This window comes from Actinosynnema sp. CA-299493, assembly GCF_050946825.1.
Lineage (GTDB): Bacteria > Actinomycetota > Actinomycetes > Mycobacteriales > Pseudonocardiaceae > Actinosynnema.
Genome location: NZ_CP191993.1, coordinates 4,736,094 through 4,762,244 on the forward strand (window position 1 = coordinate 4,736,094; position 26,151 = coordinate 4,762,244).

The following is a 26,151-nucleotide window of genomic DNA, read 5'->3' on the forward strand; positions in this document are numbered from 1 at the left end:
AGGAGTGTCCGAATGGTCATGTCCACGGCGGTCAAGAGCGATCGGCTCAAGAAGCGCTTCGAGAAGTGGGACGTCAACGGCAACGGTCGCATCGAGAAGTCCGACTACCGAGCCGAGGCGCACCGCATCATCGAGGCGTTCGGCGAGGACGCCTCATCGCCGCAGGCACGCGCCCTGGTCGACGCCTACACCTCCATGTACGAGTTCCTGGCGGCGAAGGCCGGTGTCGGCGCGGACGGGACGATGACCGAGGACCAGTTCCTCAGCGTGGTCGAGGCGCAGGTGTTCGCGGAGGGCGACGCCGGGTTCAACCGCGTGGTGCGGCCGACGGTCGCGGCCATGGTGGGCCTGTGCGACACCGACGGCGACGGCGAGGTGAGCCCGTCGGAGTTCCGCAGGTGGTTGGAAGCCATCGGTGTGGACGCCTCGTCGGCGGTCGAGTCGTTCCGGACGATCGACACCAGCGGCAACGGGACGTTGACCGTGGACGAGCTGGTGGCCGCGGTGCGCGCGTACCACTTCGGCACGTTGGACGTGCCGCTGCTCGGTCACTGACCTGACTCGCACGACGGGGCCCCGGGACGATCTCCTGGGGCCCCGTCGTCGTCGGTCAGGTCAGCGCGCGGGCACCGCCACGATCGCCGGGCTGAACACGACGTCCATCTCGGGGCGCAGACCCAGTTCCGGGCCGGTGCGCGGGGTGGGGCTGGTGATGAGGATGTTGTAGTGGTTCGGGTGGTGGCAGGCGTCGAAGCCGAGCACCGAACCGACGAACTCGCCGTCGCACCACACCTCGTCGCCCCGGTCGATCACGCCGGCGTTGCCGATCTCCACGAACCCGAGGAACGCCACCCGGTCGATCCGCGCGCCCGCGGCCGTGTCCTCGTGGTCGGTGGTCACCAACTCGTGCACCTCGCCCTGGCGCACGCAGCGGCTCGCGAACGGCTCCAGGCTCATCCCGCGGTCGTCGCGGCGGTGCACCAGCACCTTGACGACCCGGCCGCCCACCGCCCGCTTCTCGCCGTCCTCCACCATCAAGCACCCTCTCGTCGGTACACTTCGTCCACCAGGTCCAACGCGGCCAACCCGCCGTCACGCCACGCCGACCGCGCCGCCACGGCCGTCGCGAAGTCCCGCAGCACACCCTCGTACTCGTGCCACAGCGAGCCCTTGAACTCCTGGTAGCCCTCCAGCAGGTCCGCCCGCAGCACGGTCCCGTCGGCCAGCCGCGCGGTCACGTCCTTGGTCTCGCCGGGGTGCGACCAGTCCAGCTCCACCACCGCCGGCGCGGAGCCGCGCACGTGCAGCACGGCCTGCCGGTCGATGCCCACCACCCGGGTGACCCGCGCGGACTCCAAGGTCAGCTCGCCCAGGAACAGCCGGGCCAGGTCGAGCGCGTTCGGCCCGTTGTCGGCCACGCACCCGCCGCCGGACCGGGCCGGGTCGAGGTACCAGCGGTCATCGCCGACGTGCTCCTCGATCCGCTCCAGGTAACGCACGGTGAGTGCCACGATGGGCGCGTCACCGGCGAGCTTGTCCCGCAACGCCAGCGCGTTCGCGTTGTAGCGCCGGTGGAAGGCGGTGAACAACGCCACGTCCCGCTCCCGCGCCGCTTCGGCCACCGCCAACCCGTCACGCAGCGTCATGGCCAACGGCTTCTCCACGCACACCGGCAGGCCGCGCTCGACGGCGTCCGCCGCGACCCCCGCGTGCACGTCGTTGGGCGCGGTCACCACCACCGCGTCCAACCCGCCCGCGTCGAGCATCGCCCGGTGCGACCGGAAGGCGGGCACCCGCCGGCCCGCCAACGCCCGCTCGTCGAGATCGCACACGGCCGCCAGCTCGAAGCGCGGCGAAGACGCGATCGCGGCCAGGTAGAACCGCGAGATCACACCCAACCCGACCACACCCAGCCGAATCACCGGCAACGCACCCACCGCCGGCCTGCTCGGCTCCGGCTCGGCCGCCCGCGATCCACTCACCCGCGAGGCGGCCGGCTCGGCCGGCTCCGGCCCGGTCATCCGGCGGTTCGCAGAGCAGGTGAGATCGAGCGCAGCTCCTCGTACAGCTCGTCCGGCACGGGGACGCCGTGCACCCGGCGCCACCGGGCGCGTTCGCCCTCGTGCCACCCCGGGTAGCTCACCGGTTTGCGGGGGTCGATCGGTTTGGCGCCCGACACCGCGCCGAACAGCGCCGCCGCGTCCTCCCCGAACCCCGACCGCAGCGCCGCCGGCGCGAACACCAGCGCCATCACCCCGATGTCGTCGTCCCGCGACACCGACGACAGCGGCCCCGTCGTCGCGCCCGGCACCAGTGCCGCCAGCACCTCCACCAGCAGGCCCAGGCCGAAACCCTTGTACGCGCCCGTCTCGGTCTCCCCGCCCAGCCACAGCAGCCGCCCGTCGCCACGGTCGAACGCCGCCGGGTCGGTCACCGGTGTGCCGTCGTCCGCCGCCAGCCAGCCCGGCGGGATCTGCTCGCCGGCGCGCGCCGCCGCCCGCACCCGACCCGTCGGCACCACGGTCGTGCTCATGTCCAGCACGAACGGCGGCCGGTCGCCCGCCGGGCAGGCCAGCGCCAGCGGGTTCGTGCCCAGCAGTGGTTCCCGGCCGTCCGGCGCGGGCGCGATGCGCTGCCCGCCGCAGTTCGACGCGATCAGCCCGACCATCCCGTGCGCCGCGGCCCGCGCCGCGTGGTACCCGGCGCAGCCGATGTGCGTCGCGCCGCGCAACGTCACCATCCCGATCCCGTACCGCGCCGCCCGCGCCGAGGCCAGCTCCACCGCCTGGGACGCCGACCACAGCCCGAGCGCCCGGCGCGCGTCGGCCAGCACGGACGCGCCGAGGTCGGCGATCACCACCATGTCGGCCGCCGGGTCCGTCCGCCCGGAGTCGAACAGCGGCAGGTACAGCCGGGTCAGGTTCACCAGCCCGTGCGTGCTCATCCCGGTCAGGTCGCCGTGGCACAACGCCTCCGCCGCGACCGCCGCCCGGTCCGGCGGCACGCCCCGCGCCCGGAAGACACCGGTGACGGTGTCGAGCAGGGTCGGGTAGGGCACCAGGACGGTCATGTTCCTCCGTTCCGCGCGAACTTCACGACGATGTCCCGCACCACGTCGGCGAACCGGTCGAGGTCGGCGACGTCGGCGTGCTCGCCGCGCGCGTGGGCGTTGTTGGCCTCCAGCGATCCGGGGCCGAGGACGGCGGTGTGCGCGCCGGGCACGTCGGCCAGCCAGATCGCGTCGCAGGTGAACGCGGGCTCGTGCGCGGGCCAGCGCGGCACGATGCCGTCCAGCAGCGGCACGTCCTGCGGCGGCAGGGCGGGCAGCCCGCGCTTGCGCCACACCAGCCGGGTGATCAGGGCCGCGTCGGCGGCGGTGCGGTCGAACGGCGGCACGCCGCGGAAGCGGGCGGTGAACTCGGCCAGCCCTTCCCGCAACGCGGCGTCCAGCGCCACGGCCAGCACCCGCGCGGACGCCGTGCTGCCGTAGGAGAGGTTCAGCAGCAGTTCGCCGCCGCCGTACACGCGGTTGTGCATCCGGCCCGTGTGCAGACCGGCCACGCACACCTGGCCGTCCGGCACCCGTCCGGCCAGGGCGCCCGCCAGGTGCTGGGCGAGGAACCCGAGCAGCACCGTCGCGTTGTGCCCCGCCTGCGGCTGGTCGTCGATCGCGTCCTCGCCGCGCACCTGCACGCACGCCGTCATCGCGGCCGTGGACCGGGGCAGGTAGCGCATCCCGGTCGGCTCGCAGAACACGTTCAGGCCGCCGTGGTACCCGGCCTCGACCAGCGGACGGGTGCCGAACACGCCCATCGCGCCGCCTTCCTCGCCGGACACCGCCTGGATCAGCACGCTCACGTCCCTCCCCACCGCTGGTTCGGTCATCGCGGCCCGGACACCGGCCAGCAGCGCCACCGCCGGTCCCTTCGCGTCGATCGCGCCGCGGCCGTGGAACCGGACGCCGTCGAACCCGGCCGGTTCGAACGGCGCGACCGTGTCCAGGTGCACGTTGAACATCACCACCGGCTCGTCGTGGCCGACCCGCAGCACCAGGTTCGGCTGCCGGGCCAGGAAGTCCGGGTCCTCGGCGATCGCCTCCCGCACCGCGGCGGGCACGTCGTGCCGCAGCACGTCGGCCTCCCGCGCCGGCCCCAGGTGCACGGTGCGCATCCCGAAGGACTCGGCCGCCTCCGAGTACGCGCGCACCGCGTCCCACAGGCACACCTCGTCGGTGGTCTCCAGCGGACCCGCGGTCGGCAGCGCGAGCAGCCGCAGCAGCAGGTCGCGGTCCTCGCCGATCACCGCACGACTCCGATCACCGCAGACTCCGAATCACCGCACGACTCCGCCCGCCACCCGGGGTCCGAGCGCCGCCCAGGGTTCGATCACCGCACCAGCCCGGCCATCGCCCGGCCGGCCGCCACGAACGCGGGTGACGCGTCCGGGGCGAGCGCGCCCGACTCGTGCGGGCGCAGCGACACGTGCGGCTCCAGCGACCACGCGCCCCGGTAACCGTGGGCGCGCAACAGCTCGACGCAGTCGGCCACCCGGGCGTCACCCGAACCGGGCAGCACGAACCGGTCACCCGACGCGTCCTTCACGTGCACGTGCTCGACGTGCGCGACCACCTCGCGCAACATCGCGTACCCGTCGTAGCCGTGCGCGACGCCGTTGCCGGTGTCGAACAGGAGCCGCAACGCCGGGTTGTCCACTGCGGCGAGCAGGTCCAGCGCCCGCTCCGCGCTCGTGCCCGCCCACCCGGAGCAGTTCTCGTGCAGCAGCACGACCCCGGCGGCACCGGCGAGCTCGGCCAGCATCGACACCCGCGTGATCACCCGGTCGCGCCACCGCCGTTCGGACAGGCCGGCGTTCGGGTAGGACATGATCCGCACGTACCGGGTCCCCAACGCGGCGCAGCGGCGCAGCAGCACGTCCAGCTCGGCCAGGTCCTCCTCGAACGGCGTGCTGATCGGCCGGGCCCACCCGCCGATCCGCGAGGCCAGGCACACCACCCGCACCTCCCGCGCCGCCAGGTCCTTCGCCACCACCGCGAACTCGCCGTCGTCCAGGTCCGCCACCGCCCGCCCGTCCACGGTGCGCAGCTCCAGGTGCGACCAGCCCAGCTCGGCGAGCACCGCCAACTGGCCCGGCAGGTCCGGCGCGGCCTCGTCCGCGATGCCCGCCAGCACCGGCTCAGCGGACATGCGCGGCCACCGGGCCGGGCGACGCCTCGCCACGAGCGGCGGGTATCACCGGCTCGGCGCAGATGTTCTTGGCCACCGACAGCAGCTGCACCACGTCCGTGGCGAACGCGAACCCCCGCGCGTGCTGGTCGCCCGCCGCGTGGAACAGCCGGTAGGCGCGCAGCACCCACTCGGTGAGCGAGTCGTCCCGCAGCACCTCGTGCTCACGCCGCCCGTTGAGCGTGACGGTGAGCTGCGCGTGGTCGTCGTCGTCGCTGACCGCGTAGTGGCCGACCGCGCTGCCCTTCTCGAACTCCACCGTGATCCGGCGCTCCCGCACCGGCGAGGTGAGGTCCGAGCTGATCTCCGTGCGCACGCCGCTGTTGTGCCGCAGCCCGATCCGCGCGCCACCCATCCGCGGCACGACCACGTCGCCCACGGTCAGGTCGTACCCGGCCGCGTGGGTGACCCGCGCGCTGCCCGCGAGCCGCAGCGCCAGGGCCACGCCGTGCGGCAGCTCCACGTCGAACGCGGTCAGGTGGCTCGGCCTGGTCAACGACCGGCGGAAGCGCGGCTTGTTCTGCACGATCGAGATCGACTTCGGCTCGCCGAGCGCGCCGCCGCGCACCAACTCCATCAGCCGCACCGTGAGCGAGCTGGTCAGCCACGGCTCGACCACCGCGATCCGCAGCCCGTGCTTGCGCCGCAACCGGATCACCCGCGCCAGGTCGTCGGTGTCGGCGGCGAGCGGCTTCTCCGCGATCACGTTGCGGAAACCGCGTTCGGCGAGTTCGGCCATCACCTCGGCGCGCACCGACGGCGGCGTGCACACGTGCGCCACCGTGTCGCCGGGGTCGAGCAGGGTGGCGGCCTCGGCCAGGCTGCCCACCATCGACAGGCCCGGTCGTTCCGGGGGCAGCCGCCGGGGGTCGCACGCCACGATCGGCCGGTCGTCGAACAGCTGTCGGACCGAGGTCCGCGCCCTGGCCAGCACCGGCAGGTGCAGGTCCGCACCGGCTCGGCCCAGTCCCACGACGAGTGTGCGCACTATTGAGCCCCGTCTTGTCTCGTCCGGTCGGGAATGAGCGATGTCAGCTCTCAATTGACGGCCCCGACGTTGTCCCAATCGCGAAGGTCTGTCAACTCCGGGAGAGTGAGTTGACCAGGAAGAGTGAACTGACCGGTGGTCGGCCGCCGGCCCGGTGACCTGCCATACGCTCACCCCGGAAGCGGTGACCGCGGAGGTGAGTGCGCTGACCGTGCCATTCTTCACGCAATCGGCGACATTTTCTGGATTGTGGCCGATAACGCGACGGCACATTGTTGAAGTAATCCACGACGGCAAGTACTCGCACGGGCGGAAAGTCCTGGAACTGGAACGGGCGCTGGCCGCGTACACCGGGGCCGCGCACGTGATCGGGGTGAACAGCGGCACCGACGCGCTGGTGCTGCTGCTGCGGGCGTGCGGGCTGCGCCCCGGCGACGAGGTGGTCGTGCCCGCGTTCTCGTTCATCGCGTCGGCGTCCTCGGTGGTGCTGGCGGGGGGTGAGCCGGTGTTCGCCGACATCGAGCCGGACGGCTACGGCCTCGACCCGGCGTCGGTCGCCGCCGTCGCCGGCCCGCGCGCCCGGTTCGTGATGCCGGTGCACCTGTTCCACCACCTCGCCGACCTGACCGGCCTGGCCGAGGTGGCGCGCGGGCTGGGCCTGACCGTGGTGGAGGACAGCGCCGAGGCGATCGGCATGCGCCACAACGGCGTGCACGCGGGCCTGGTCGGCGCCGGGGGAGTGCTGTCGTTCTTCCCGACCAAGACCCTCGGCGCGCTCGGCGACGCGGGCGCGGTGATCACCGACGACCCGGTGATCGCCGAGACGGTGGGCGCGCTGCGCCACCACGGCCGGTTCGGTCGCACGATCGACAACTTCCCCGGCATCGCCACCGGCACCGGCGCGGTCGGGGTGAACAGCAAGATGGACGACGTCCAGGCCGCCGTGCTGCTGGCCAAGCTGGACCGGCTCGAAGCGGACATCCGTCGCCGCGCGGTGCTGGCGCGCCGGTACGCCGACGGCCTGGCCGGCGTGCCGGGGGTGCGGAAGCTGCCGTCCGTGCTGCCCCGGCGGGCGAGCGTGCGCGGGGTCTTCTACGTGTACGTGGTCGAGGTCGACCGGCGCGACGAGCTCGCCGCGCACCTGGCCGGGCTCGGCATCGGCACGGAGACCTACTACCCGACGCCGCTGCACCTGCAACCGTGCTTCGCCCACCTCGGCCACCGGCCCGGCGACTTCCCCCGCGCGGAGGCCGCCTCCCGCCGCACCCTCGCGCTGCCGCTGTACCCGGACCTGCCGCTCGGCGACGTCGACCGGGTGTGCGCCGCGATCCGCTCCTTCTACCTCGGGGAGCGCGCGTGAGCATCCCGTTCTTCCCGCCGGACCTGTTCGACGGCGACCTGCTGCTGGAGGTGGTGCGGGACGTCGGCCTCGCGCCGGACCAGCGGTTCATCCTGGGCGCGCGCACCGCGGCGTTCGAGGCGGTGCTGCGCGACTCGCTGGGCGTCACCGACGTGGTGGCGTGCGGCAGCGGCACCTCGGCGCTGACGCTGGTGCTGCGGGCGATGGGCGTGGGTCCGGGTGACGAGGTGATCGTGCCCGCGTACGGGTGCGCGCCGCTGGCGTCCGCGCCGTCGACCCTGGGCGCGACGCCGATCTTCGCCGACGTGGACCCGTGGACGATGGTGGTCGACCCGGCCGAGGTGGACAAGCTCGTCACCGGGCGCACCAAGGTGATCGTGCCCGCGCACGTGTTCTCGGTGATGGCGGACATGCCCGCGTTGCGGCGGATCGCCACCGAGGCGGGCGTGCGGCTGCTGGAGGACTCGGCGGTCGGCCAGGGCGGTGTGCTCGCCGGACGCGCGGCCGGTACCTGGGGCGACGCGGGCGTGTTCTCGTTCGTCCAGGTCAAGACGTTCGGCATGCCCGGCGAAGGCGGGGTGGTCGTCACCGGCGACCCGGTGCTGGCCCGCGAGGTGCGGATGCTGCGCAACCACGGCCAGGACGGCGTGCACCGGTTCGTGCACCACCGGATCGGCTACAACAGCCGGTTCGACGAGGTGATGGCCGCCTTCCAGCTGCGCCGCTTCGCCACGCTGCCCGACCGGCTGGCCCGGCGGGCGCGGATCGGCGAGTACTACACCTCGCGGTTCGCCGACCTCGCCGGCCGCGGCGTGCTCGCCCCCCCGCCGGGGCGCGACGGGCGCTGCTTCTACGTCTACTCGCTGCTGGCCGGCCGGCGTGACGCGTTGCGCGACCACCTGACCGCGCACGGCATCGGCTCGCACGTCTACTACCGGGCGCCGCTGCCGTGCCAACCGGCGTTCGCCGGGCACGCCCAGCCGGGCCGCGACTGGCCCGCCGCGGTGTCCGCCGCACGACGCCAACTGGCGATCCCCATCCACCCCCACCTGACCGACGCGCAGGTGGAACGCATCGCCGACGAGGTGTGCCGGTTCGCGGCCACGTCCGGCGCACACGGCTGAGGAGAGTCCGATGACCACCGTCATCGCGCCCGGGTCCACGGGCGCGTACGTGAAGCTGGCCAAGCTCGACATCGTCGACTACTACCTCGGCGTCCTGGTGGTGTGGGCGCTGCTCGCGCCCGCGCTGCGGCTGGACGTCGGCGTGCTGACCACCACGGGCGTGTTCCTGGTCGGCGAGGTCTTCGTGATCGTCGCCATGGTCGCGCTGGACGACCTCACCGGCTACCGCGACGGCAGCGACACCGCCAACTACGCCCCGGACGCGCCTGCCCGCAAGCTCGACCGCAAACCGCTGGTCGCGGGCACGCTCACCGAACCGCAGGTGCTGCGGTTCGCGCTGATCACCGCGGTGGCGGGCGCGGCGGCGTGGCTCGGCGCGCTGGCCGTCGCGCCGCACCGTCCCGTGTGGACGATCGCGCTGGTGGCGGTCACCTACTCCTTCGCCCTGCAGTACTCGTGGGGCGTGCGGTTGAGCTACCGCGGCTTCCAGGAGTTCTTCCTGGCCGCGCTGGGCTGGGCGCTGGTCCTCGCGCCGTACGGCCTGGCGACCGGTCGGCTCGACGGCGTGGTCGTCGTGCAGGCGCTGATCTTCGGCCTCGGGCCGCTGCTGTTCGGCGTCTACTCCAACACCAACGACGTCGAGGGCGACCGGCGGGTCGGCCGGCCGACGGTGGCGGCGCTGACCTCGCCGAGCGGCAACCGGCGCTTCGTCCGCGCCGTCTCGGCGTGCGAGCTCCTGCTGATCCTGGCACTGCCGCTGGTCGGCGGTCCGTGGTGGTTCCCGCTCGCGCTGCTGCCCACGATCCTGCTGCGGGCCAGGCAGTTGCGCGTCGGGTTCGGGGCGGGCGACGTGCTGCGCGCCCGGCGGATCGGCATCCACGCGCACCGGGTCACCGTGGTGGCGCTCGTCGTGGTGAACCTGGTGGTGCGGTGATGGACCTCGACGTGGCGGTGATCGGGGCGGGCGTCGCCGGCCTGGCCGCGGCGCACGAGCTGGCGCTGGCGGGACGGGAGGTGCGGGTGTTCGAGGCGGCCGACCACGTCGGCGGCCGGATGGCCACGCGCCACGTGTCCGGGTTCGTGGTCGACACCGGCGCCGAGCAGATCTCCACCCGCGGCTACCCGCACACCTGGGAGCTGCTGCGGCGGCTGGGACTCGACGACGTGCCCGGGATCGGCCGGCGGCTCGGCGTGTGGCGGGGCGGCCGGGCGCGGCCCGGGCTGGCGCACCCGTCGGGCCTGCTCACCGGGGCCGGGCTGGGCGTGCGGGCACGGCTGGACTTCGTGCGCGCGACCCGCGGCCCGGCCAGGGGCGGCGTCGACACCGAACGGCCCGAGGCGTCCCGGGCGGGCCGGGCCACCGTCGCCGAGTTCTGCGCCCCCTACCACCGCGACGTGCTGGAGTACCTGTGCCAGCCGGTGGTGTCGGGGTTCTTCGGGTGGCAGCCGGAACGCTCGGCCGCCGCGCCCTTCCTGGCGCTGCTCGGCGCGATCGGCCCCTCCACGGCGTGGCGCGCCTACGACCGGGGCATGGACGTAATGGCCCGCGCGCTGGCCGCGCGGCTCGACGTCGCCACGTCGTTCCCGGTGCGGGAGGTCCTGGCCGGCCCGGGCTACGCCCGGATCACCGGCGGTGGCGCGGAGCTGCGGGCCCGATCGGTGGTGCTGGCGGTGCCCGCGCCCGTCGCGCGGCAGGTCTACGTGAACCCGCCGGAGCACGAGCGGCCGTTCCTGGACGCGTGCACGTTCACCCCGATGGTGAAGGTCCACCTGATGCTGGACCACCGCCCCGAGCCGGACGTGTACCTGCTGGCCGTGCCGCGCTCGGAGAGCCCGTCGGTGTCGGTGGTGCTGTTCGACCACCTCAAGCACCCCGACCGCGCGCCCGAGGGCCGCGGCCTGGTCACCGTGGTCGCGAGCCCGGCGGTCGCGCCGGCGCTGCTGGACGCGACCGACGACGAGGTGGTGTCCACGCTCGCCGCCGAGGCCGAGCGCTTCGTGCCCGGCCTGCGCGCCGCCGTGACGGGGTCGCTGGTCCACCGGTTCCGCCACGGCCTGCCCGAAGCCACACCGCACGCCCTGGCGCTGCGCGGCGAGTTCGCGTCCCGCCTCGGCGGGGTCGTGGACTACGCGGGCGACTGGGTGTCCCTGACCCCGTACAGCGAGGCGGCGGTGCGATCCGGCCGCCGTGCCGCCGCACGGGTCCGCGAGGTGCCGAGGAGGCAACACGCATGAGGCCGCACGACATGGGCACGCTGTTCGACGAGGTCGCGGCGCGCGGCACGCACACCACCGTGCACCTGGACCGGCCGTTCGACATCCTCCCGGCCGGGTACGGGCCGGGCGTCGACTACACCGTGCCGCAGCTGGCCGGGCTGGTCCGCGAGGCCGCCGGCTGGCTGTACGAGGCGGGCGCCCGGCGCGGCGACCGGGTGGCGGTGGTGAAGCGCAACCACTACGACTACGACCTGCTCGCGTGCGCGGCGGTGCGGATCGGCGCGGTGCCCGCGCTGCTGTCCGACCACCTGCCCGACGACGTGCTGGAGATCCTGCTCAAACGGCTCGACCCGGCGGTGCTGGTCACCGACCGCGTGCCACCCGCGGGCCTGGCCCGGCGGGTGCTGTCGCTGGGCCCGCCCGTGGCCGGCGCGTTGACGCTGGACGACGTGCGCGGCGCACGGGTGCCCGCGCCGCGGCGCAGGCACGACGACGAGCCGCTGGTCGTCAACCACACCTCGGGCACGACCGGTGTGCCCAAGCTCGTGGTGCACACGACCCGCACGATCGTGCACCGGCTGGCCCGGTTCGAGGCGGTGCGCTGGCCGGTGGTCGGGGTGCGCCGCGACGACGTGGTCGCCAACACCGGCTCTTACGCGCACGGCCGCGCGTTCTGCTGGACGGCCAGCGTGTTCTGCCTCGCGCCGCGCAAGGTCGTGCTGCTCGCCGACCCCGCCTCGGCCGCGCCGGTGCTCGCCGTGCACCGGCCGACGGTGCTGGAGGCGCTGCCGTCGGCCTACGTGCGGTGGCGACCGCTGGCGGCGCGACCGGACAACCCGTTCCGCGAGGTGCGGCTGTTCGTCAGCACCTTCGACGCGGTGCACCCGCCCACGATCCGGGCGATGCTGCACGCGTCCCGCCGCAGGCGCCCGCTGTGGATGCAGGGCTGGGGCCAGACCGAGACGGGCCCGCTGACGTTCCGCTTCCTCACCCGCCGCTCGGTCGACCGGTCGACCGACGCCCGTGACCTGGGACGTCCGGTGCCGGGCCGGACCAGGCTGCGCGTGGTGGACCCGGTGACGCTCACGCCCGTGCCGCGCGGCCACAGCGGTCTGGTGCTCGCGCGCACGGCGGCCCGGTGCGCCGGGTACGTCGGCGAGCAGGACCGGTGGCACGCCAAGACCGCCGGGCCGTGGTGGAACACCGGCGACCTCGGCGTGCTGACCCGCGGTGGCGCGGTGCGGCTGCTGGACCGCGAGGTCGACGCCGTGCCGGGCCTGAGCTGCCTGTGGGTGGAGGACGTGGTCGAGGACCGGCTGCCGGAGGTGGTCGAGTGCGTGGTGCTCGGCACGCCGGGCCGGCCGCCGATCCCGGTGCTGGTGACATCCGGGCGGCTGGACCCGGCAGCGTGGCGGCAGGCGGTGGCCGACCTGCCGCCGATGGCCGACCCGCACCTGCTGGCCTGGGACGACGTGCCGCGCACCGCCACCGGCAAGGTGCGCCGGCTCGACCTGCTCACCCGGCTGACGGGCACCGCCGAGACCCACGGCAGCGGGAGGTGGACGTGACCACCTACGTGTTCGACCGCGCGCACGTCGCCGAACAGCACCGGTGCCTGGCCGCCGCCTACGACCCGGTGACCTTCGCCCGGCTCGCGCAGACCGGGGTGCGGGCCGGCTGGCGGTGCCTGGACGTCGGCGCGGGCGGCGGCACCGTGGCGCACTGGCTGGCCGGGCGCGGCGCGACCGTGCTGGCGACCGACGTGCAGCCGGACCACGTGCCGCCCGCGCCCCGGCTCACCGTGCTGCGGCACGACGTGGTGTGCGACCCGCTGCCCGACGCCTCGTTCGACCTGGTCCACGTGCGGCTCGTGCTGCGGCACCTGCCCGAGCGCGACGCCGTGCTGCGCAAGCTCGTCGCCGCGCTGAAACCCGGCGGGTGGCTCCAGGTGGACGAGTTCGACAACTCCTACGGCCCGGTGCTGCTCGCGCCCGACCGGGAGGCGGCCGAGCTGTACGAGACGTTCCTGGCGGTCAAGGAGAGCGTGTTCGACGCCTACGGCGTGGACGGCGCGTGGGGGCGCAAGGCGGCCAGCGCGATGGCCGAGGCCGGGCTCGTCGACGTGGACCCGAGGATCGTCGTGCACCCGTGGCGGGCCGGGTCGCCGGGCGTGCGGCTGCTCTCGCACACCACCCACATGTTGCGCGACCGGCTGCTGGAAGCGGGCCTGAGCGACGCGCACCTGGCCGCGGTGCGCGAGTTGCTGGCCGACGAGCGGTTCCTGGCCACGTCGCCGGTCGTCTACTCCGTGCACGGGCGGCGGCGCGCATGACCACGACGTTGCCGGCCGCGCGGTGGTCGGGGCCGGTGGACCTGCCGCTGGGCGGCGAGCTGGACGTGCAGGCGGCGTGCGGCCTCATGCACGTGCACGGCCGGCGGTTCGGGCGGCCCACGGCGCTCGGCCTGGACTACGCCTCGATCGTGGCCGCCGAACTCGACGCGATCGGCGCGTCGGCGCTGGAGGTGGCGCGGTTGCGCGGCGTCCCGTTGACGGCGGTGACCACGTCGGTCGCGCAGGCGGCGCTGCTGGCGGTGTCGCAGTACCTGGCGGCGGCCACCGCCGACGAGCCGGACCCGGTGCCGACGGGGGTCGGCGGGCCGCCGTTCCTGTCCGCCGACGGGGTGGCGTTCGAGGTCGAGGCGCTGGACGCCGAGGTGTGGCGGCGGTTCTGGGCGGCGCTGGACGCCGATCCGGGTGCGGTGGCGTCGGCGTGGCGGCCGTTCCAGCACCGGTTCGCCACGGCGACGTGCCCGCTGCCGCCCGAGCTGACCGGCCTGACCGCGCGGCTGCCCGTCGTGCGGCTGGAACGGGTCGCCGAGTCGACCGGGATGACGTTGGTGCGGGTGGCGCACCGGGCGGTCGACGACGTGCCGACCTACGTCGTGCGGCCGTTGGGCGCGGGCGCGGGACCGGTCGGGGCAGGCGCGCCGGACCTCCGGGCGCTGCCGTTGTCCGGGCTGATGGTACTGGAGTCGTGCCGCCGGGTGCAGGGGCCGGTGGCCGGGCACCTGCTGCGGCAGTTGGGGGCGACCGTGGTGCGGGTCGAACCGCCCGGGGGCGACCCGCTGCGCGGCGTGCCGCCGATGGCCGGTGACGTGTCCGCCCGGTTCCACGCGGTGAACCGGGGCAAGCAGGTGGCGACCGTGGACCTCGGGACCGTGGCCGGGCGGCGTGAGCTGCTGGAACTGGCCTCGGGCGCGGACGTGTTCCTGCACAACTGGGCGCCGGGCAAGGCCGCCGCGTGGTCGTTGCGGGCCCGGGACGTCGCGCGGGTGCGGCCCGGGATCGTGTACGCGCACGCGTCCGGGTGGGGCGACGCCCTGGGCCCGCGACCACCGCTGGGCACCGACTTCGTGGTGCAGGCGCACGCCGGGGTGCCGCCGTCGTTGATGACGACCGTGGACGTGTTCGGCGGCGTGGTGTGCGCTCGCGGTGTCGTGGACGCCATCGGGGAGCGGATCCGTTCGGGGACGGGGCAGTCGGTGTCGTCGTCGTTGCTGTCGGCGGCGTCGCGGCTGAACGCGCGGGCGACGCGGCGGTGCACGGCGCCGTTGAGCGTGCCGGTGTGCACGGACCTGGCGGAGTTGGCGCGGGACCGGCGGTTCTCGCGGGCCCTGGTGTCGGACGGGTGCGTGGTGCCGGGACCGGTTTGGGGGTTCGGATGACGTGGACGTCGTCGACCGGGGTGGTGGTGCGGGACCTGGTGCCCGCCGCGCTGCGCCGGTCCTGGGTGGCGGCCGGCCACTGCCCGGACCGGGACCTGTACTCGCTGTTCCGGCAACGGGTGGCCGCGCACCCCGCACGGGCGGCGGTGATCGACTCCGCCGGGTCGGTGGACTACGCGTGGTTGGACCGGGCGGTCAGGTGGCAGGCGAGCCTGCTCCGCGGCCGCGGCCCCTCCGACATCATCGGCATCCAGGCGCCGAACGGGCGGGAAGGGGTGGTGGCGGAACTGGCGGTGGCGGCGGTCGGCGGCGTGGCGGTGCACCTGCCCGACGGCGGTCCGCCGGTGACGGGCACGGGATCGCCGGTGGTGAGCACCGTGATCACGGACGTGTCGGAGGCCCTGGCCGCGGCCTCCCACCCGACCCGGCAGGCGCCGCCGTGGTCGCCGGTGGCGGTCGACCCGGAGGCTCCGGCGCGGATACTGGTGTCGTCGGGGTCGGAGGCCGCGCCGAAGCTGGTCGCCTACTCGCACAACGCGTTCGCTGGCGGCCGGGCGAACTACGTGCGGGCCGTGCACGGCGCCACGGCGGTGCCGCGCGACCTGGTGCTGGCGCCGCTGGCGTCGGCGTTCGGGTCGTTCGGGGCGGCGATCACGCTGTGCCGGTGGGGCGGCACGGTGCTGCTGATGCGGCGGTTCGACGCGGCGGCGGCGCTGCGCGTGGTGGCGGAGCACCGGCCCACGCACGTGTTCGGCGTGCCCACGATGCTGCGGCGAATGGCGGCCCTGGCGTCCACCGCGGACACCTCGTCGGTGCGTGCCCTGGTGTCGAGTGGCGACGTGCTGACACCGGGGACCCTGGCCGTGCTGCGCTCGGCGTTCGACCGCCCGGTGATCAACGTCTACGGGTCGTCGGACGGCGTGAACTGCCACACGTCGACGCCGGAGCACGGGGTGGGCCGGCCGGACCCGGCCGTCACCGACATCCGCGTGGTGGACGGCGAGATCTGCGCGCTGGGGCCGATGACGCCGCTGTGCTACGTCGACGCGCCCGAGCTTGACCGGCGGCACCGCCTGCCCGGCGGCTGGGTGCGGACCGGCGACGAGGGCTCCTTCGACGCCGACGGCACCCTGCACGTGGTGCGCCGGCTCAAGCGGGTGGTGATCCGCGGCGGCTACACCATCAGCCCGGCCGAGGTGGAACGGGCGCTGGACGGGCACCCCGAGGTGGCCGAGGTGGCGTGCGTGCCCGTGCCGGATCCCGACCTGGGCGAGCGGCTGTGCGCGTGCGTGGCCGTGCGACCCGGCCGGCCGGCGCCGACGCTCGCGCAGCTGACCGCGTTCCTGCGCGACCGCGGCCTCAGCCGCCGCAAGCTGCCCGAGCACCTGGTGGTGGTGCCGGAACTGCCGCTGGGCCGGACCGGGAAGGTCTGCCTGCCCACGGTCACCCGACTGGCGGTCGACCGGCACGCGGGCGGGAGTCGGGATCGCGCGGGAGGTGGTGGGTGGTGAGGCTCGATCCGTTCGCCGGGCCGGGGTTCGCGGCGCTGGGCGCGTTGGCCGAGGCCGTGGACGACGTGGACCTGCCGGTCGGGTTCGTCGAGCTGCTGCGGTTGCGGTGCTCGCAGATCAACGGGTGCTCCTACTGCGTCCGGCTGCACGGCGACGCGGCCGTGGCGGCGGGGGAGACGCGCGACGTCGCCTCCTGGCGGACCGACTCCGCGTTCACGGAGCCGGAACGGGCGGTGCTGGCGTTGGCCGAGGCGGTGACCCTGGTGCACGACGGGCACGTGCCGGACACCGTCCTCGACGCGGCGGTCCACGCGGTGGGCGAGGCGCTGACGCAGCAGGTCGTGTGGCTGGCGACCGTGGTCAACGCCTACAACCGGCTGGCGATCGGCGCGCGGCTCACCTGACGGTGGTCAGCCCGTGAGGCCGACCACCGGCGCGGGCGTGCCGCCGAACGTCGTGCGGGTGACCACGATCGCGCCGGACGCGGCGACGAGGCGGACGTCCGAGCGTCCGCGCGAGCCCGAGCCGTCCAGGCGGACCGGGGTGGACGTGGGCGACGAGCCGTCCAACGGCTGCGTCACCACGGTCAGCTCACGGCCGTTGTCCTCGCACGCGCGCACGTAGGTGGTGCGCGTCGTAAAGTCCGCCGTGCGCCGGGGGCAGGCCTCGACCGACAGCCGCGTGGTCGCGCCGGTGGTCGGGTCGAGCGCGAGGAGGCCGGTGACCCGACCCCCGTCCGCTTCCTCCACCAACGGCGTGACACCGGCGTCGGCGCGCACGGTCCACGGCCGTTCCGGCCTGGTCAGCACCCGCCCGGTCTCGGCGTCCAGCAGTCCGTCCGGCACCGCGTCCGGAGCGGTCCGCGCACCGAACGTCCGGAAGAGGACCGCGGTCCCGTCCGACGTGGCGTCGAGCCGGACGTCCTGCCGCTCGCCGTTCGCGTCACCGCGCCGGACCTCGTGCCGCCACCGCTCCTGACCGGTCACCTCGTCCAACGCGGTGACGCCCAAGGTGTCCGCGCACTCCACGGGCACCAGGACGGTCGTGCGGCCCCAGGCCACCTGCCCGAACCACGACGTGCAGCCGGCGGGCGGCGACCAGTGCCACCGCGACCCGCCGCCGTCGAGGTCGTAACCGGTGACGACCTCCTGGTCGCGCATCGTCAGCACGCCCGCGCCGGGCCTCAGCTCGTCGGTCTCCACCAGCGCGGACCGGACGACCACCTCGAACCGGGGCGCGCCGGTGTCCGCGTCCAGCACCACCACCGACTGAGCCCTCGTGTCGTGCGCGGACCGGAAGGAGACCACGACGCTGCGCCGGTCCGCCGACGCCACCAGCGAGCCGATCGGCGCGCCCGGCCGCGCGTACCGCCACTCCACCCGCCCGTCGACGCCGTGCAACGCCACCACGGCCCCGTCCCGGGTGGCCACCGCGACCCCGTGCAGGACCGGCACGACGTCCACCACGTCCGCGGGCGGCTGCCACGCCCACTGCCGCGTTCCGGGCCGCTCCACCACGGGCTCGGGCGGGAAGTCCCGGGCGTCCCGGGTCTCGGACCGGACGATCACCGCCCGCGCGGCGACCGGCGCCAGGAACGCCGCCACCACGACCAGGACCACCGCGAGGACGCCGACGGGACGCACCCGCCGGCCACCCGACCGGCGCCCCGCCTCGTCGACCCCCGACCTGGCCGAACCCATCGCGCCGACCGCCACCGCCACCGAACCCACCGCCAACACCGGCAGGTCGTCACCGGTCAGACCGATCAGCAGGTCCGACACCAGGAGCCACCCCACCGCGACCGCCAGCCCGACCCCCGCCACCGCCGCGAACACCCGGACCGCGCGTCCGCCACCGACCGCCAGCACGGCCGCGAGCACCACGCTCACCGCCAATCCGATCACCGTGACATCCGCCTCCGGCCGGGGCACGCCACCCGACCGGAACGGCGCCCACGCGGCGCACAACGCACCCACCACGGTCATGTAGCGCAGCATCTCCGCACCTCCCCGCGTGGGACGGCGAGCACCGGGAATCCGTTCCACCACATCACCGCAGACCGGCGTCCCCTCGACGTGGGGCCGGCCGCCGGAACAGCCGGACCTCCACGATCTGCTCGCCGACGACCCCGCGGCGCGGGAGGGGATCGCCCGCCGAGAGCCGGACCGGGTGGTCCGCGAGGAGAACCGGACGGTGGTCGCCGGTCCGGTCGCCCGCTGCCGGCGATGGGGCAGAATCGGCCGGGTGAGCACCAACTGGGCAGGCAACTTCACCTTCTCCGCCGCGCGCACCGCGCACCCGACGTCCGTCGAGGAACTCCAGGACGCGGTCAGGACGGCCGAGTCGGCGCGGGTGGTCGGCGCGGGGCACTCGTTCAGCACGATCGCCGACACCGACGGCACGCTGATCAGCCTCGACCGGATGCCCGAGGTGTTCGAGGTCCGGGACGGGTCGGTGCGGGTGGGCGCCGGGACCCGGTTGGCCACGCTCGCGGAGCGGCTGCACGCCGCCGGCCTCGCGCTGCCCGCCATGCCGTCGTTGCCACACATCACGATCATCGGCGCGTGCGCCACCGCCACCCACGGCTCGGGCAACGACATCCCGTCGCTGGCGAGCCTGGTCCGCTCGCTCGACCTGGTCGCGGCCGACGGCTCCATCCGCACCCTGACCAGGGGAGACGCCGGTTTCGACGGTGCCGTGGTGGCGTTCGGCTCGCTCGGTGTGGTGGTGGCCGTCGAGCTGGACGTCGTGCCGACCTTCGACGTGGAGCAGCGGGTCTACCAGGACATGCCGTTCGACGCCCTGGTCGAGAACGTGGACGCGGTGTTCTCCAGCGCCTACAGCGTCAGCGCCTTCACCACGTGGCAGGGCGTGGCCCACGTGTTCGCCAAGCACCGCACGACCGACACCAGGCACGACCTGACCTGGACGGGCGCGACGCCCGCCACCGGACCGGTGCACCCGGTGCCCGGCCAGCCCGCCCGGCACTGCACGACCCAGCTCGGCGTGCCCGGCCCGTGGCACGAACGGCTGCCGCACTTCCGCGCCGACTTCACCCCGAGCGTCGGCCGTGAGCTCCAGTCCGAGTACTTCGTGGCCCGCGAGCACGCGGCCGACGCGCTGCGGGCGCTCGACGACCTGTCCGCCGAGGTCACGCCCGTGCTGCTGACCTCCGAGGTGCGCACGATCGCCGCCGACGCGCAGTGGCTCAGCCCGGTGCACGACCGGCCGAGCGTGGCGTTCCACTTCACCTGGCGCCCGGACGACGCGGCCGTGCGCGCCGTGCTCCGCAAGATCGAGGCGGCGCTGAGCCCGTGGCGCCCGCGTGCGCACTGGGGCAAGTTGTTCGAGCTGGCCGACCCCGGCGAGCGCTACCCGGACTGGGCGCGATTCGCCGAGTTGCGCGACCGGCTCGACCCCGCCCGCACCTTCCGCAACCCCTTGATCGACGGCTGGTTCACCGGATGAGCGCACCCCGGCCGCCGGCACCGGCGGCGTGAGGGGACCTACTTCAGACCGGGGACGACGACGCTGAGCACGCTGACCGCGAGCGGCGCGAGGAGGCCGAAGGCGGCGGTGAGGCTCTTGCCGACGGTCAGGTCCGCGCCGAGGACGCCGATGAGCCGCGTCCGCCCCTCGACCCACGCCGCGGTGGGTTGGGCGTCGGCGGGCAGTGGGTAGCACTGGTCCACGAACAGCAGGCAGCGGGTGCGCCAGGCGACGAACGTGGGCACGTAGAGCAGCAAGGAGATCGCGGTGAACAGCGCGCCGTAGAGCAGCACCCACTCGGGCGGGAACTTCTCCGGCGGGACGCCGGTGGCGAGGAACGCCTTGCGCTGGGCACCCGAGTCGACCACCGCGATGGTGATGATCGTCGCCAGCACGGTCAGGCAGACGCCGATGGCGCGACGGCAGTCGATCAGGTCCGCGAGCACCGCGTCCGCACGTGTCGGCGGGGTGGTCGGCGCCGACAGCGCCGCCGAGATCAGGCGCAGCCGGGTGGCGACCAGCCACAGCCCGAGCACCGTCGGCGCGGCGGCGGTCAGCGCGAGCAGGACCAGCCCGCGGGACACCGGCAGCACCGCGGCCGGCGGCAGTTGTGCGATCGGCCCGCCGCCCGCCCACAGGAAGGCCAGGATCGCCGCGGCGAACGCGACGTAGCACAGCAGCGGCCCGCGGCCGTTCGCCCCGGCTCCACGCCATCCCCTCGCCAGCGGGAGGGCGTGGAAGAACAGCAACGCGAAGACCACCGCGGAGGCCGCGACCAAGGCCGACCACACGCCGAACTCGAAGGTGCCCGCGCCGCGGGGGACCACGAGTGCCTGCACGAGGAAGGTCAGACCGGTGAACGCGCCGAGTCCGACCACGGCGGTGACCGCGGGCCACGACCAGTGCTTCCGCAACCGGCCCCCTCTCATCCGGGTCATCGCACCGCGTGTTCCGCGGCGGCGCACCCCGACACGCACCCCGACACGCGTCCTGGCACGGACACCGGCACCACCGTGCTCACAACCGCGCGAATCGCCGCAACCCCTCCAGGTCGGGCACGACCACGTCCCGCCGCAGGTGGCTGACCACCACACCGGCCTTGCGCAGGTCGGCGAACGCCTTCTCGGCCGTGCGCGGCTTCATCCCGGCGATCGAGGCCAGCTCCACCTTGGTCAAGGGGATGCCCAGCACCCACCCGCCGACCTCCTGGCGGCCGTGCGCGCCGACCAGCTCGGCCAGCACGCGTGCCACCCGCTCGGCGGCGGTGTGGGACAGGAAGTCGCGCCGCCGCCGGTTGGCCCACCGCAGCTGGTCGTCGATGACGCCGATCAGCTCGACGAACCCGTCGTTGCGGCGGTGCAGGAACCCGTGCAGCTCGGCGCTCGTGATCAACTTCGCCGACACGTCACCACAGGTCACGACGGTCGCCGAGCGCGGCTTGTGGTCCAGCGCGGCCAGCTCGCCCACCAGGTCGCCCGCGACCCGCACGGTGAGCACCGCGGTGTCCCCGCTCGCGTCGTTGACCAGCACCTTCACCACGCCCTCGAGCAGCAGGAACACGTGCGTGTCGGTGGCGTCCTGGACGATGAGCTCCCGGTCGGCGGCGTAGCGGACCGCGGTGCCGAGCGACATCAGCTCCTGCCGGCTGCTCTCCCGCAACCGTGCCAGCAGCGTGCCCGGCGGCCACTCCGGCATCGTCACGTGCTGCCGCGCCGTGGGCGTGCTCGGCTTCGTCGTGGCCAGCGACCGGCCCGCGTCGGCGAACGACGCGAAACCCCGCTCGAACGACGGGTCGGGCCCCACCCCGGACAGCAACGCCTCGCACGCCCGCCGCTGCTCGTCCAGCGCCCGCACGGCGGGGTGGTCCGCGCCCAGCGCCGACACCGCCCGCATCGACGCGTCGCGCACCACGTCCAGCAGCCGTTGCGACTGGCCGCGGGTGCCGTCGAGGTGGGCGAGCTCCAACTCGGCCGACGCCAGGTTCGCCGTCGCGATCACCGAGTGCGGGTGGTCCGCGCCGAGCCGGGTGGCGGTGCGGTCCGCGGCGGAGCGCAGGCTGGGCAGGGCGAGCCGGGCCCGTTCGGCGGACCGGCGCACCCTGGCCAGCTCGAACTCCGCGGACGCCAGGTTCGCCTGCGCCACCAGAGCCCGGGGGTGGTGCGCGCCCAGCGCGTTCAACGCCCGGTCGGTCGCGTCGCGCAGGTCCGTCAACGACTCCGCGACCTCCTCGGCGTCACCGTGGTCGCGGGCGATCCGGAACCGCGCGCACATCAGGTTCAGCCGCAGCACGCACGTCTGCGGGTGGTTCGACCCGAGCACCGCCGCGTTGCGCTGTAACGCCAGCTCCAGCGCGCCCGTCTCGCTCGGTTTCGCCAACTCCACGGCCACCGCCACCGACCCGACCGCGACCGGGTCGGCCACCGGCAGCGGGTCGAGGAAGTCGCCGACCACTTGGCGCAGCGGCGCGCCTCGACCGAACGCCGCGGTCGGCGGCCTGCGCCGCACCTGGCGCGGCGCGGTCATCCCCGGTTCGCGCCGACCGCGCGCCACCGACGCCAACGCCTGCAGGTCACGCACCCGTGACGCCTCCGGACCGGTCGGGTCCACCAGCGCCAGCATGGCGATGAGCAGCGCGTCCGCGGCGTCGGCGGAGCCGATCCGGGTCAGCGCGGCGGCGCAGCGCAGCAGTCGGTCCACGTCGCGGCGCGCGCTGAGCGCGTCCAGCGACCGCGCCAGGTCCACGGCGAGGCGGCGGGCCGCCTGCCGGTCCGGCGCGGACCGGGCCAGTACTGCTTCGAGTTCGACCATTCGGCTGTTCATCCGGCACCCCAGGTGGTTGCTCGGTCCGCGACGGCGCGGTTCCGGCGTTCGGACGCCGTGTTCCGGCGTTCGGGCGCGGGGACTCGTGCCGCCGGAGTGGAATCCTCGTCCATAGCGGCGATATCGGTTGCTCCGGGCATTCGTTAGCTCATGCCTGACATTGTTACGTTATGAATGGTCGGATGTCCGAACGTTATCCGCACTATTGCGGAAAACCGTGCAAGTTCTTTGTCGTAGTGAACCCCTTGTGACCGGTTCTTGGCGAGATCGACCCGCCGCACGGGAGGAACCCTCGGATTCTCGCCCGTGCGGACGCGCGGCCGGCGCCGGGGGAACGGCCGGTGGGGTGACGACCCGGCCGGCGCGGTCGCCGTGGCACAGTGACCGCATGCGGGTGGGGGTGTTGGGGCCGCTGGAGGTCACGGCGGACGGCACGGTGGTCGAGGTCGGCGGCGCCAGGGTGCGCGCGCTGCTGGTCCGGTTGGCGGTGGCCGCCGGCCGGGTCGTCACCACCGAGGAGCTGGCCGACGCGCTGTGGCCCGACGACCGGCCGGCGGACGAGCCCGCCGCGGTCCGGTCGCTGGTGTCCCGGCTGCGCCGCGCCCTGCCCGCCGACGTGCTGCGGTCCGCGCACGGCGGCTACCGGCTCGACCTGCCCGCCGACGCGGTCGACGCGCTCCGGTTCGACCGGCTCGCCCGCGAGACCAGGGCCGCGCTGACCGCGGGCGACCCCGGCGCCGCGAGGCGGCTGGCGGCGGAAGCGGCGGCGTTGTGGCGCGGACCGGCGTTGGCCGACGCGGCGGGCGCGCCGTTCGCGGTCGGCTACGTCGCCGGGCTGGACGAGACGCGGCTGGCCGTCGTGGAGGACGGCGCGGCGGCCGACCTGGCGTGCGGCCGGGCCGGGCACCTGGTCGCCGAGCTCACCGACCTCGCCGCCCGGCACCCGCTGCGGGAACGGCTGCAAGCCCTGCTGCTGCGCGCCCTCGTCGCGACCGGTCGCCCGGCGGAGGCCCTGGTCGCCTACGAGGGGGTCCGCCGCCGCATCGCCGACGAACTGGGCGCCGACCCCGGCCCCGACCTGCGCGAGACGCACCGGGAGATCCTCCGCGCCGCACCCGCCGACCAGCCGCGCGCCGGGAACCTGCGGATGCCGTTGACCAGCCTGGTCGGCCGGTCCGCCGACGTCGAACGGGTCACCGGGCAGCTCGCGGGCCACCGGCTGGTCACCCTCGTCGGACCGGGCGGCGCGGGCAAGACCCGCCTGGCCACCACGGTCGCGGCCCGGCTGCCCGGCGGCGCGTGGCTGGTCGAGCTGGCGTCGGTGACCGACCCGGACGACGTCGCCCCCGCCGTGCTCGGCGCGCTCGGCCTGCGCGACCAGCGCACCGTCGACCGGCCCGTGGCGCTGGTCGACACGATGACCCGGCTGGTGGACGTGCTGTCGCGCACCGAGGCCGTGATCGTGCTGGACAACTGCGAGCACCTGGTCGACGCGGCGGCCCGGTTCGCCGACGAGCTGCTCGGCCGCTGCCCCCGGCTGCGCGTGCTGGCCACCAGCCGGGAACCGCTCGGCGTGTACGGGGAGGTGGTCAGCCCGGTGCCCCCGCTGGACGGCGACGCGGCCGTGCGGCTGCTCGCCGAACGCGCGGCGGCGGTGCGACCCGGCTTCACCGTGACACCGGACGACGCCGGGGCCGTCGCCGAGGTGTGCCGGCGGCTGGACGGCCTCCCGCTGGCGATCGAGCTGGCCGCCGCCCGGCTGCGGTCGCTGTCGGTGGCGCAGCTGGCCGCCCGCCTCGACGACCGGTTCCGCCTGCTCACCGGCGGCAGCCGCACCGCCATGCCGCGGCACCAGACGTTGCGCGCGGTGGTGGCGTGGAGCTGGGACCTGCTGTCGGAGCCGGAACGGGACTTCGCCGAGCGGCTCGCCGTGTTCCCCGCGGGCCTCGACCTGGAGGCCGCCGAAGGGCTCGCCGGCGCCGACGCGTTCGACCTGCTCGCCGCCCTGGTCGACAAGTCGCTGGTGCAGGTCGTCGACGGGGCCCGCTACCGGATGCTGGAGACGATCCGCGAGTACTGCCTGGAACGGCTGGCCGAGGGCGGCCGGGTCGCCGCGGCCCGGGCCGAGCACGCCGAGCACTTCCGCGACCTCGCCGAGACCGCCGAACCGCACCTGCGCGGCAAGGAGCAGCTGACCTGGATCGCCAGGCTGGAGGCCGAGCGGGACAACCTGATCGCCGCGCTGCACTTCGCCGCCGACAACGGCGACGCGGACACGGCCGTGCGGCTGGCCGCCGCGATGGGCCTGTTCTGGACCATGCGCGGCAACCGGGCCGAGTCGGTGCCCTGGCTGCGCCTCGCGCTGGCCGCGCCGGGGGAGGCGCCCGCGACGGCACGCCGGGTCGTATCCGCGTTCCTGCTGGTCAACAACGCGGTCACGGGCGGTTTCCGGGACCTCGACGACCACATCGCCCGGCTCGCCGAGCTGGTCGCCGAGTCCGCCGACGACGACCACCCGGTGCTCGTGCTGCTGGAGCCGATGCTGGGGTTGTTCCTCGACGACGCGGAACGGGCGCTGGCGGCGGTGGACCGGCGGCTGGACGTGCCGGACCCGTGGGCGCGGGCCGTGCTGTGGATGGTGCGCGGCGCGGTGCGGGAGAACGAGGGCGACCTGCGCGGCGCGCGGGACGACATCACCACCGCGATCACCGGGCTGCGCGAGGTGGGCGACCGGTTCGCGTTGGCCCAGGCGTTGACCGGCGTGGCCGAGGCGCACCTGCGCTTCGGCGACCCGGACGAGGCGATCGCGGCGCTGGAGGAGTCGATCCGGCTGCTCGCCGAACTGGACCCCGACGACGACGCGGCCCACGAACGGATCCTGCTCGCCACCGCGCGCATCCACCTGGGCGACGTGGCGCGGGCCCGCGCGGACTGCCTCGCGTTGACCAAGCCGATGTCGTCACAGCCGTGGGCGGCGCGCGGTGTCGCGTTCGCCTGGCTGGTGCTCGGCGACCTGGCCCGCTACGAGGGCGACCTGGCCGACGCGGAACGGCACTACGAGGCGGCCCGGGTCTCGCTCGCGGGCGAGCCGTTCGTCGTCCCCCAGTTCCACGCGCAGATCGAGGCCTCACGCGCGCACCTCGCCGTGGAGCGCGGTGACCGCGCGGTGGCCACTCAAGCCGTCCGCGCCGCCTACGACCACGCCATGTCGGCCAAGGACATGCCGGTCCTGGCCAGGGTCGCCGTCGCCGAGGCGGCGGTGCGCACCCACTTCGGCAACCCGACCGACGCGGCCAGGGCACTGGGCGCGGCCGAGAATCTGCGTGGCGCCGCCGACCCCCGCAACCCGGAGGTGACCCGCCTCGCCACCCACCTGCACGCCGACATCGGCCCCGCCGCCTACGACCTGGCCTACGCCACCGGCCTCGCCCTCTCCCGCACCGACGCCATCGCCCTGATCCTCCCCACCTCCTGACCTACCGCATCCGCCCGCCACACGTCGGAGAGTTGTCCAGGGCCGGGCATATCGCTTGAACGCGGCTTGGGGCGGGTTGGACCCGGAATCGCGTGACGTGCTCCGGCGAGGGTTGTCACTACGGGAAAGCGAATCCCAGAATGAGGTGTTCGCGGGTGTGTGACTGCGTCATTCCACCCGTCGTGAACTGCGGAAACA

20 protein-coding genes and 1 pseudogene are annotated in these 26,151 nt (G+C 74.7%); 12 read left to right on the plus strand and 9 right to left on the minus strand.

Features of this window, described 5'->3' with window-relative positions:
* Positions 1-12: 12 nt before the first annotated feature.
* The gene (locus ACQPYE_RS19490) at positions 13-555 is read left to right on the plus strand and encodes an EF-hand domain-containing protein (protein WP_498713101.1); all 543 of its coding nucleotides are present in this window, start codon (positions 13-15) and stop codon (positions 553-555) included.
* Between the two features lie 60 nt (positions 556-615).
* Here ACQPYE_RS19490 and ACQPYE_RS19495 read toward each other — a convergent pair whose 3' ends face one another.
* The 6 genes and pseudogenes from ACQPYE_RS19495 to ACQPYE_RS19520 form a co-directional block, all read right to left on the minus strand.
* Complete coding sequence (locus ACQPYE_RS19495) at positions 616-1,035, minus strand: DUF6917 domain-containing protein (protein WP_498713103.1); 420 nt, start codon at positions 1,033-1,035, stop codon at positions 616-618.
* A gap of 2 nt (positions 1,036-1,037) precedes the next feature.
* Positions 1,038-2,021 (minus strand): annotated as a pseudogene (locus ACQPYE_RS19500) (Gfo/Idh/MocA family protein); the annotation flags it as partial.
* Entirely contained in the window at positions 2,018-3,070 is a 1,053-nt protein-coding gene (locus ACQPYE_RS19505; protein ID WP_498713105.1) for an Ldh family oxidoreductase, read from the minus strand. The gene ACQPYE_RS19505 and the pseudogene ACQPYE_RS19500, both read right to left, overlap by 4 nt.
* The gene (locus tag ACQPYE_RS19510; RefSeq protein ID WP_498713107.1) at positions 3,067-4,302 is read right to left on the minus strand and encodes a M20/M25/M40 family metallo-hydrolase; all 1,236 of its coding nucleotides are present in this window, start codon (positions 4,300-4,302) and stop codon (positions 3,067-3,069) included. The genes ACQPYE_RS19505 and ACQPYE_RS19510 overlap by 4 nt, the downstream gene beginning before the upstream one ends.
* A gap of 83 nt (positions 4,303-4,385) precedes the next feature.
* Positions 4,386-5,204, minus strand: coding sequence for a sugar phosphate isomerase/epimerase family protein (locus ACQPYE_RS19515; protein ID WP_498713109.1), 819 nt, complete (start codon positions 5,202-5,204; stop codon positions 4,386-4,388).
* Positions 5,194-6,216, minus strand: coding sequence for a Gfo/Idh/MocA family protein (locus ACQPYE_RS19520; protein ID WP_498713110.1), 1,023 nt, complete (start codon positions 6,214-6,216; stop codon positions 5,194-5,196). The genes ACQPYE_RS19515 and ACQPYE_RS19520 overlap by 11 nt, the downstream gene beginning before the upstream one ends.
* Before the next feature lie 262 nt (positions 6,217-6,478).
* Between ACQPYE_RS19520 and ACQPYE_RS19525 the strand changes: the two genes are divergently transcribed.
* From ACQPYE_RS19525 to ACQPYE_RS19565, 9 genes are read left to right on the plus strand one after another with little or no spacing between them, the layout of a single operon-like run.
* Positions 6,479-7,591, plus strand: coding sequence for a DegT/DnrJ/EryC1/StrS family aminotransferase (locus tag ACQPYE_RS19525; RefSeq protein WP_498713112.1), 1,113 nt, complete (start codon positions 6,479-6,481; stop codon positions 7,589-7,591).
* Entirely contained in the window at positions 7,588-8,715 is a 1,128-nt protein-coding gene (locus tag ACQPYE_RS19530) for a DegT/DnrJ/EryC1/StrS family aminotransferase (RefSeq protein ID WP_498713114.1), read from the plus strand. The genes ACQPYE_RS19525 and ACQPYE_RS19530 overlap by 4 nt, the downstream gene beginning before the upstream one ends.
* Before the next feature lie 10 nt (positions 8,716-8,725).
* The gene (locus ACQPYE_RS19535; protein ID WP_498713116.1) at positions 8,726-9,649 is read left to right on the plus strand and encodes a UbiA family prenyltransferase; all 924 of its coding nucleotides are present in this window, start codon (positions 8,726-8,728) and stop codon (positions 9,647-9,649) included.
* Complete coding sequence (locus tag ACQPYE_RS19540) at positions 9,649-10,950, plus strand: NAD(P)/FAD-dependent oxidoreductase (RefSeq protein WP_498713118.1); 1,302 nt, start codon at positions 9,649-9,651, stop codon at positions 10,948-10,950. The genes ACQPYE_RS19535 and ACQPYE_RS19540 overlap by 1 nt, the downstream gene beginning before the upstream one ends.
* The gene (locus ACQPYE_RS19545; protein WP_498713120.1) at positions 10,947-12,500 is read left to right on the plus strand and encodes a class I adenylate-forming enzyme family protein; all 1,554 of its coding nucleotides are present in this window, start codon (positions 10,947-10,949) and stop codon (positions 12,498-12,500) included. The genes ACQPYE_RS19540 and ACQPYE_RS19545 overlap by 4 nt, the downstream gene beginning before the upstream one ends.
* A complete protein-coding gene (locus ACQPYE_RS19550; RefSeq protein ID WP_498713122.1) occupies positions 12,497-13,264 on the plus strand; it encodes a class I SAM-dependent methyltransferase in 768 nt (255 codons plus the stop codon). Before ACQPYE_RS19545 ends, ACQPYE_RS19550 begins: the two co-directional genes overlap by 4 nt.
* Positions 13,261-14,658 (plus strand): CoA transferase, encoded by a 1,398-nt coding sequence (locus ACQPYE_RS19555; RefSeq protein ID WP_498713124.1) that lies wholly within the window; start codon positions 13,261-13,263, stop codon positions 14,656-14,658. The genes ACQPYE_RS19550 and ACQPYE_RS19555 overlap by 4 nt, the downstream gene beginning before the upstream one ends.
* On the plus strand, positions 14,655-16,169 hold the full coding sequence (locus ACQPYE_RS19560) for a class I adenylate-forming enzyme family protein (RefSeq protein WP_498713126.1): 1,515 nt from the start codon (positions 14,655-14,657) through the stop codon (positions 16,167-16,169). The genes ACQPYE_RS19555 and ACQPYE_RS19560 overlap by 4 nt, the downstream gene beginning before the upstream one ends.
* Positions 16,166-16,573, plus strand: a complete 408-nt coding sequence (locus tag ACQPYE_RS19565; RefSeq protein WP_498713128.1) for a carboxymuconolactone decarboxylase family protein — start codon at positions 16,166-16,168, stop codon at positions 16,571-16,573. Before ACQPYE_RS19560 ends, ACQPYE_RS19565 begins: the two co-directional genes overlap by 4 nt.
* A 6-nt stretch (positions 16,574-16,579) precedes the next feature.
* Here ACQPYE_RS19565 and ACQPYE_RS19570 read toward each other — a convergent pair whose 3' ends face one another.
* Complete coding sequence (locus tag ACQPYE_RS19570; protein ID WP_498713130.1) at positions 16,580-18,166, minus strand: outer membrane protein assembly factor BamB family protein; 1,587 nt, start codon at positions 18,164-18,166, stop codon at positions 16,580-16,582.
* A 247-nt stretch (positions 18,167-18,413) separates the two neighbouring features.
* Here ACQPYE_RS19570 and ACQPYE_RS19575 point away from each other — a divergent pair, with 247 nt between their 5' ends.
* Complete coding sequence (locus ACQPYE_RS19575; RefSeq protein WP_498713132.1) at positions 18,414-19,637, plus strand: FAD-binding protein; 1,224 nt, start codon at positions 18,414-18,416, stop codon at positions 19,635-19,637.
* 38 nt (positions 19,638-19,675) lie between these two features.
* Here ACQPYE_RS19575 and ACQPYE_RS19580 read toward each other — a convergent pair whose 3' ends face one another.
* Positions 19,676-20,587 (minus strand): hypothetical protein, encoded by a 912-nt coding sequence (locus tag ACQPYE_RS19580; RefSeq protein WP_498713134.1) that lies wholly within the window; start codon positions 20,585-20,587, stop codon positions 19,676-19,678.
* 88 nt (positions 20,588-20,675) lie between these two features.
* Positions 20,676-22,478 carry a Crp/Fnr family transcriptional regulator gene (locus ACQPYE_RS19585; protein WP_498713136.1) on the minus strand — a complete coding sequence of 601 codons (1,803 nt, stop codon included), beginning with the start codon at positions 22,476-22,478 and terminating at the stop codon, positions 20,676-20,678.
* A gap of 388 nt (positions 22,479-22,866) precedes the next feature.
* Here ACQPYE_RS19585 and ACQPYE_RS19590 point away from each other — a divergent pair, with 388 nt between their 5' ends.
* A complete protein-coding gene (locus ACQPYE_RS19590; protein ID WP_498713138.1) occupies positions 22,867-25,953 on the plus strand; it encodes an ATP-binding protein in 3,087 nt (1,028 codons plus the stop codon).
* Positions 25,954-26,151: the final 198 nt, after the last annotated feature.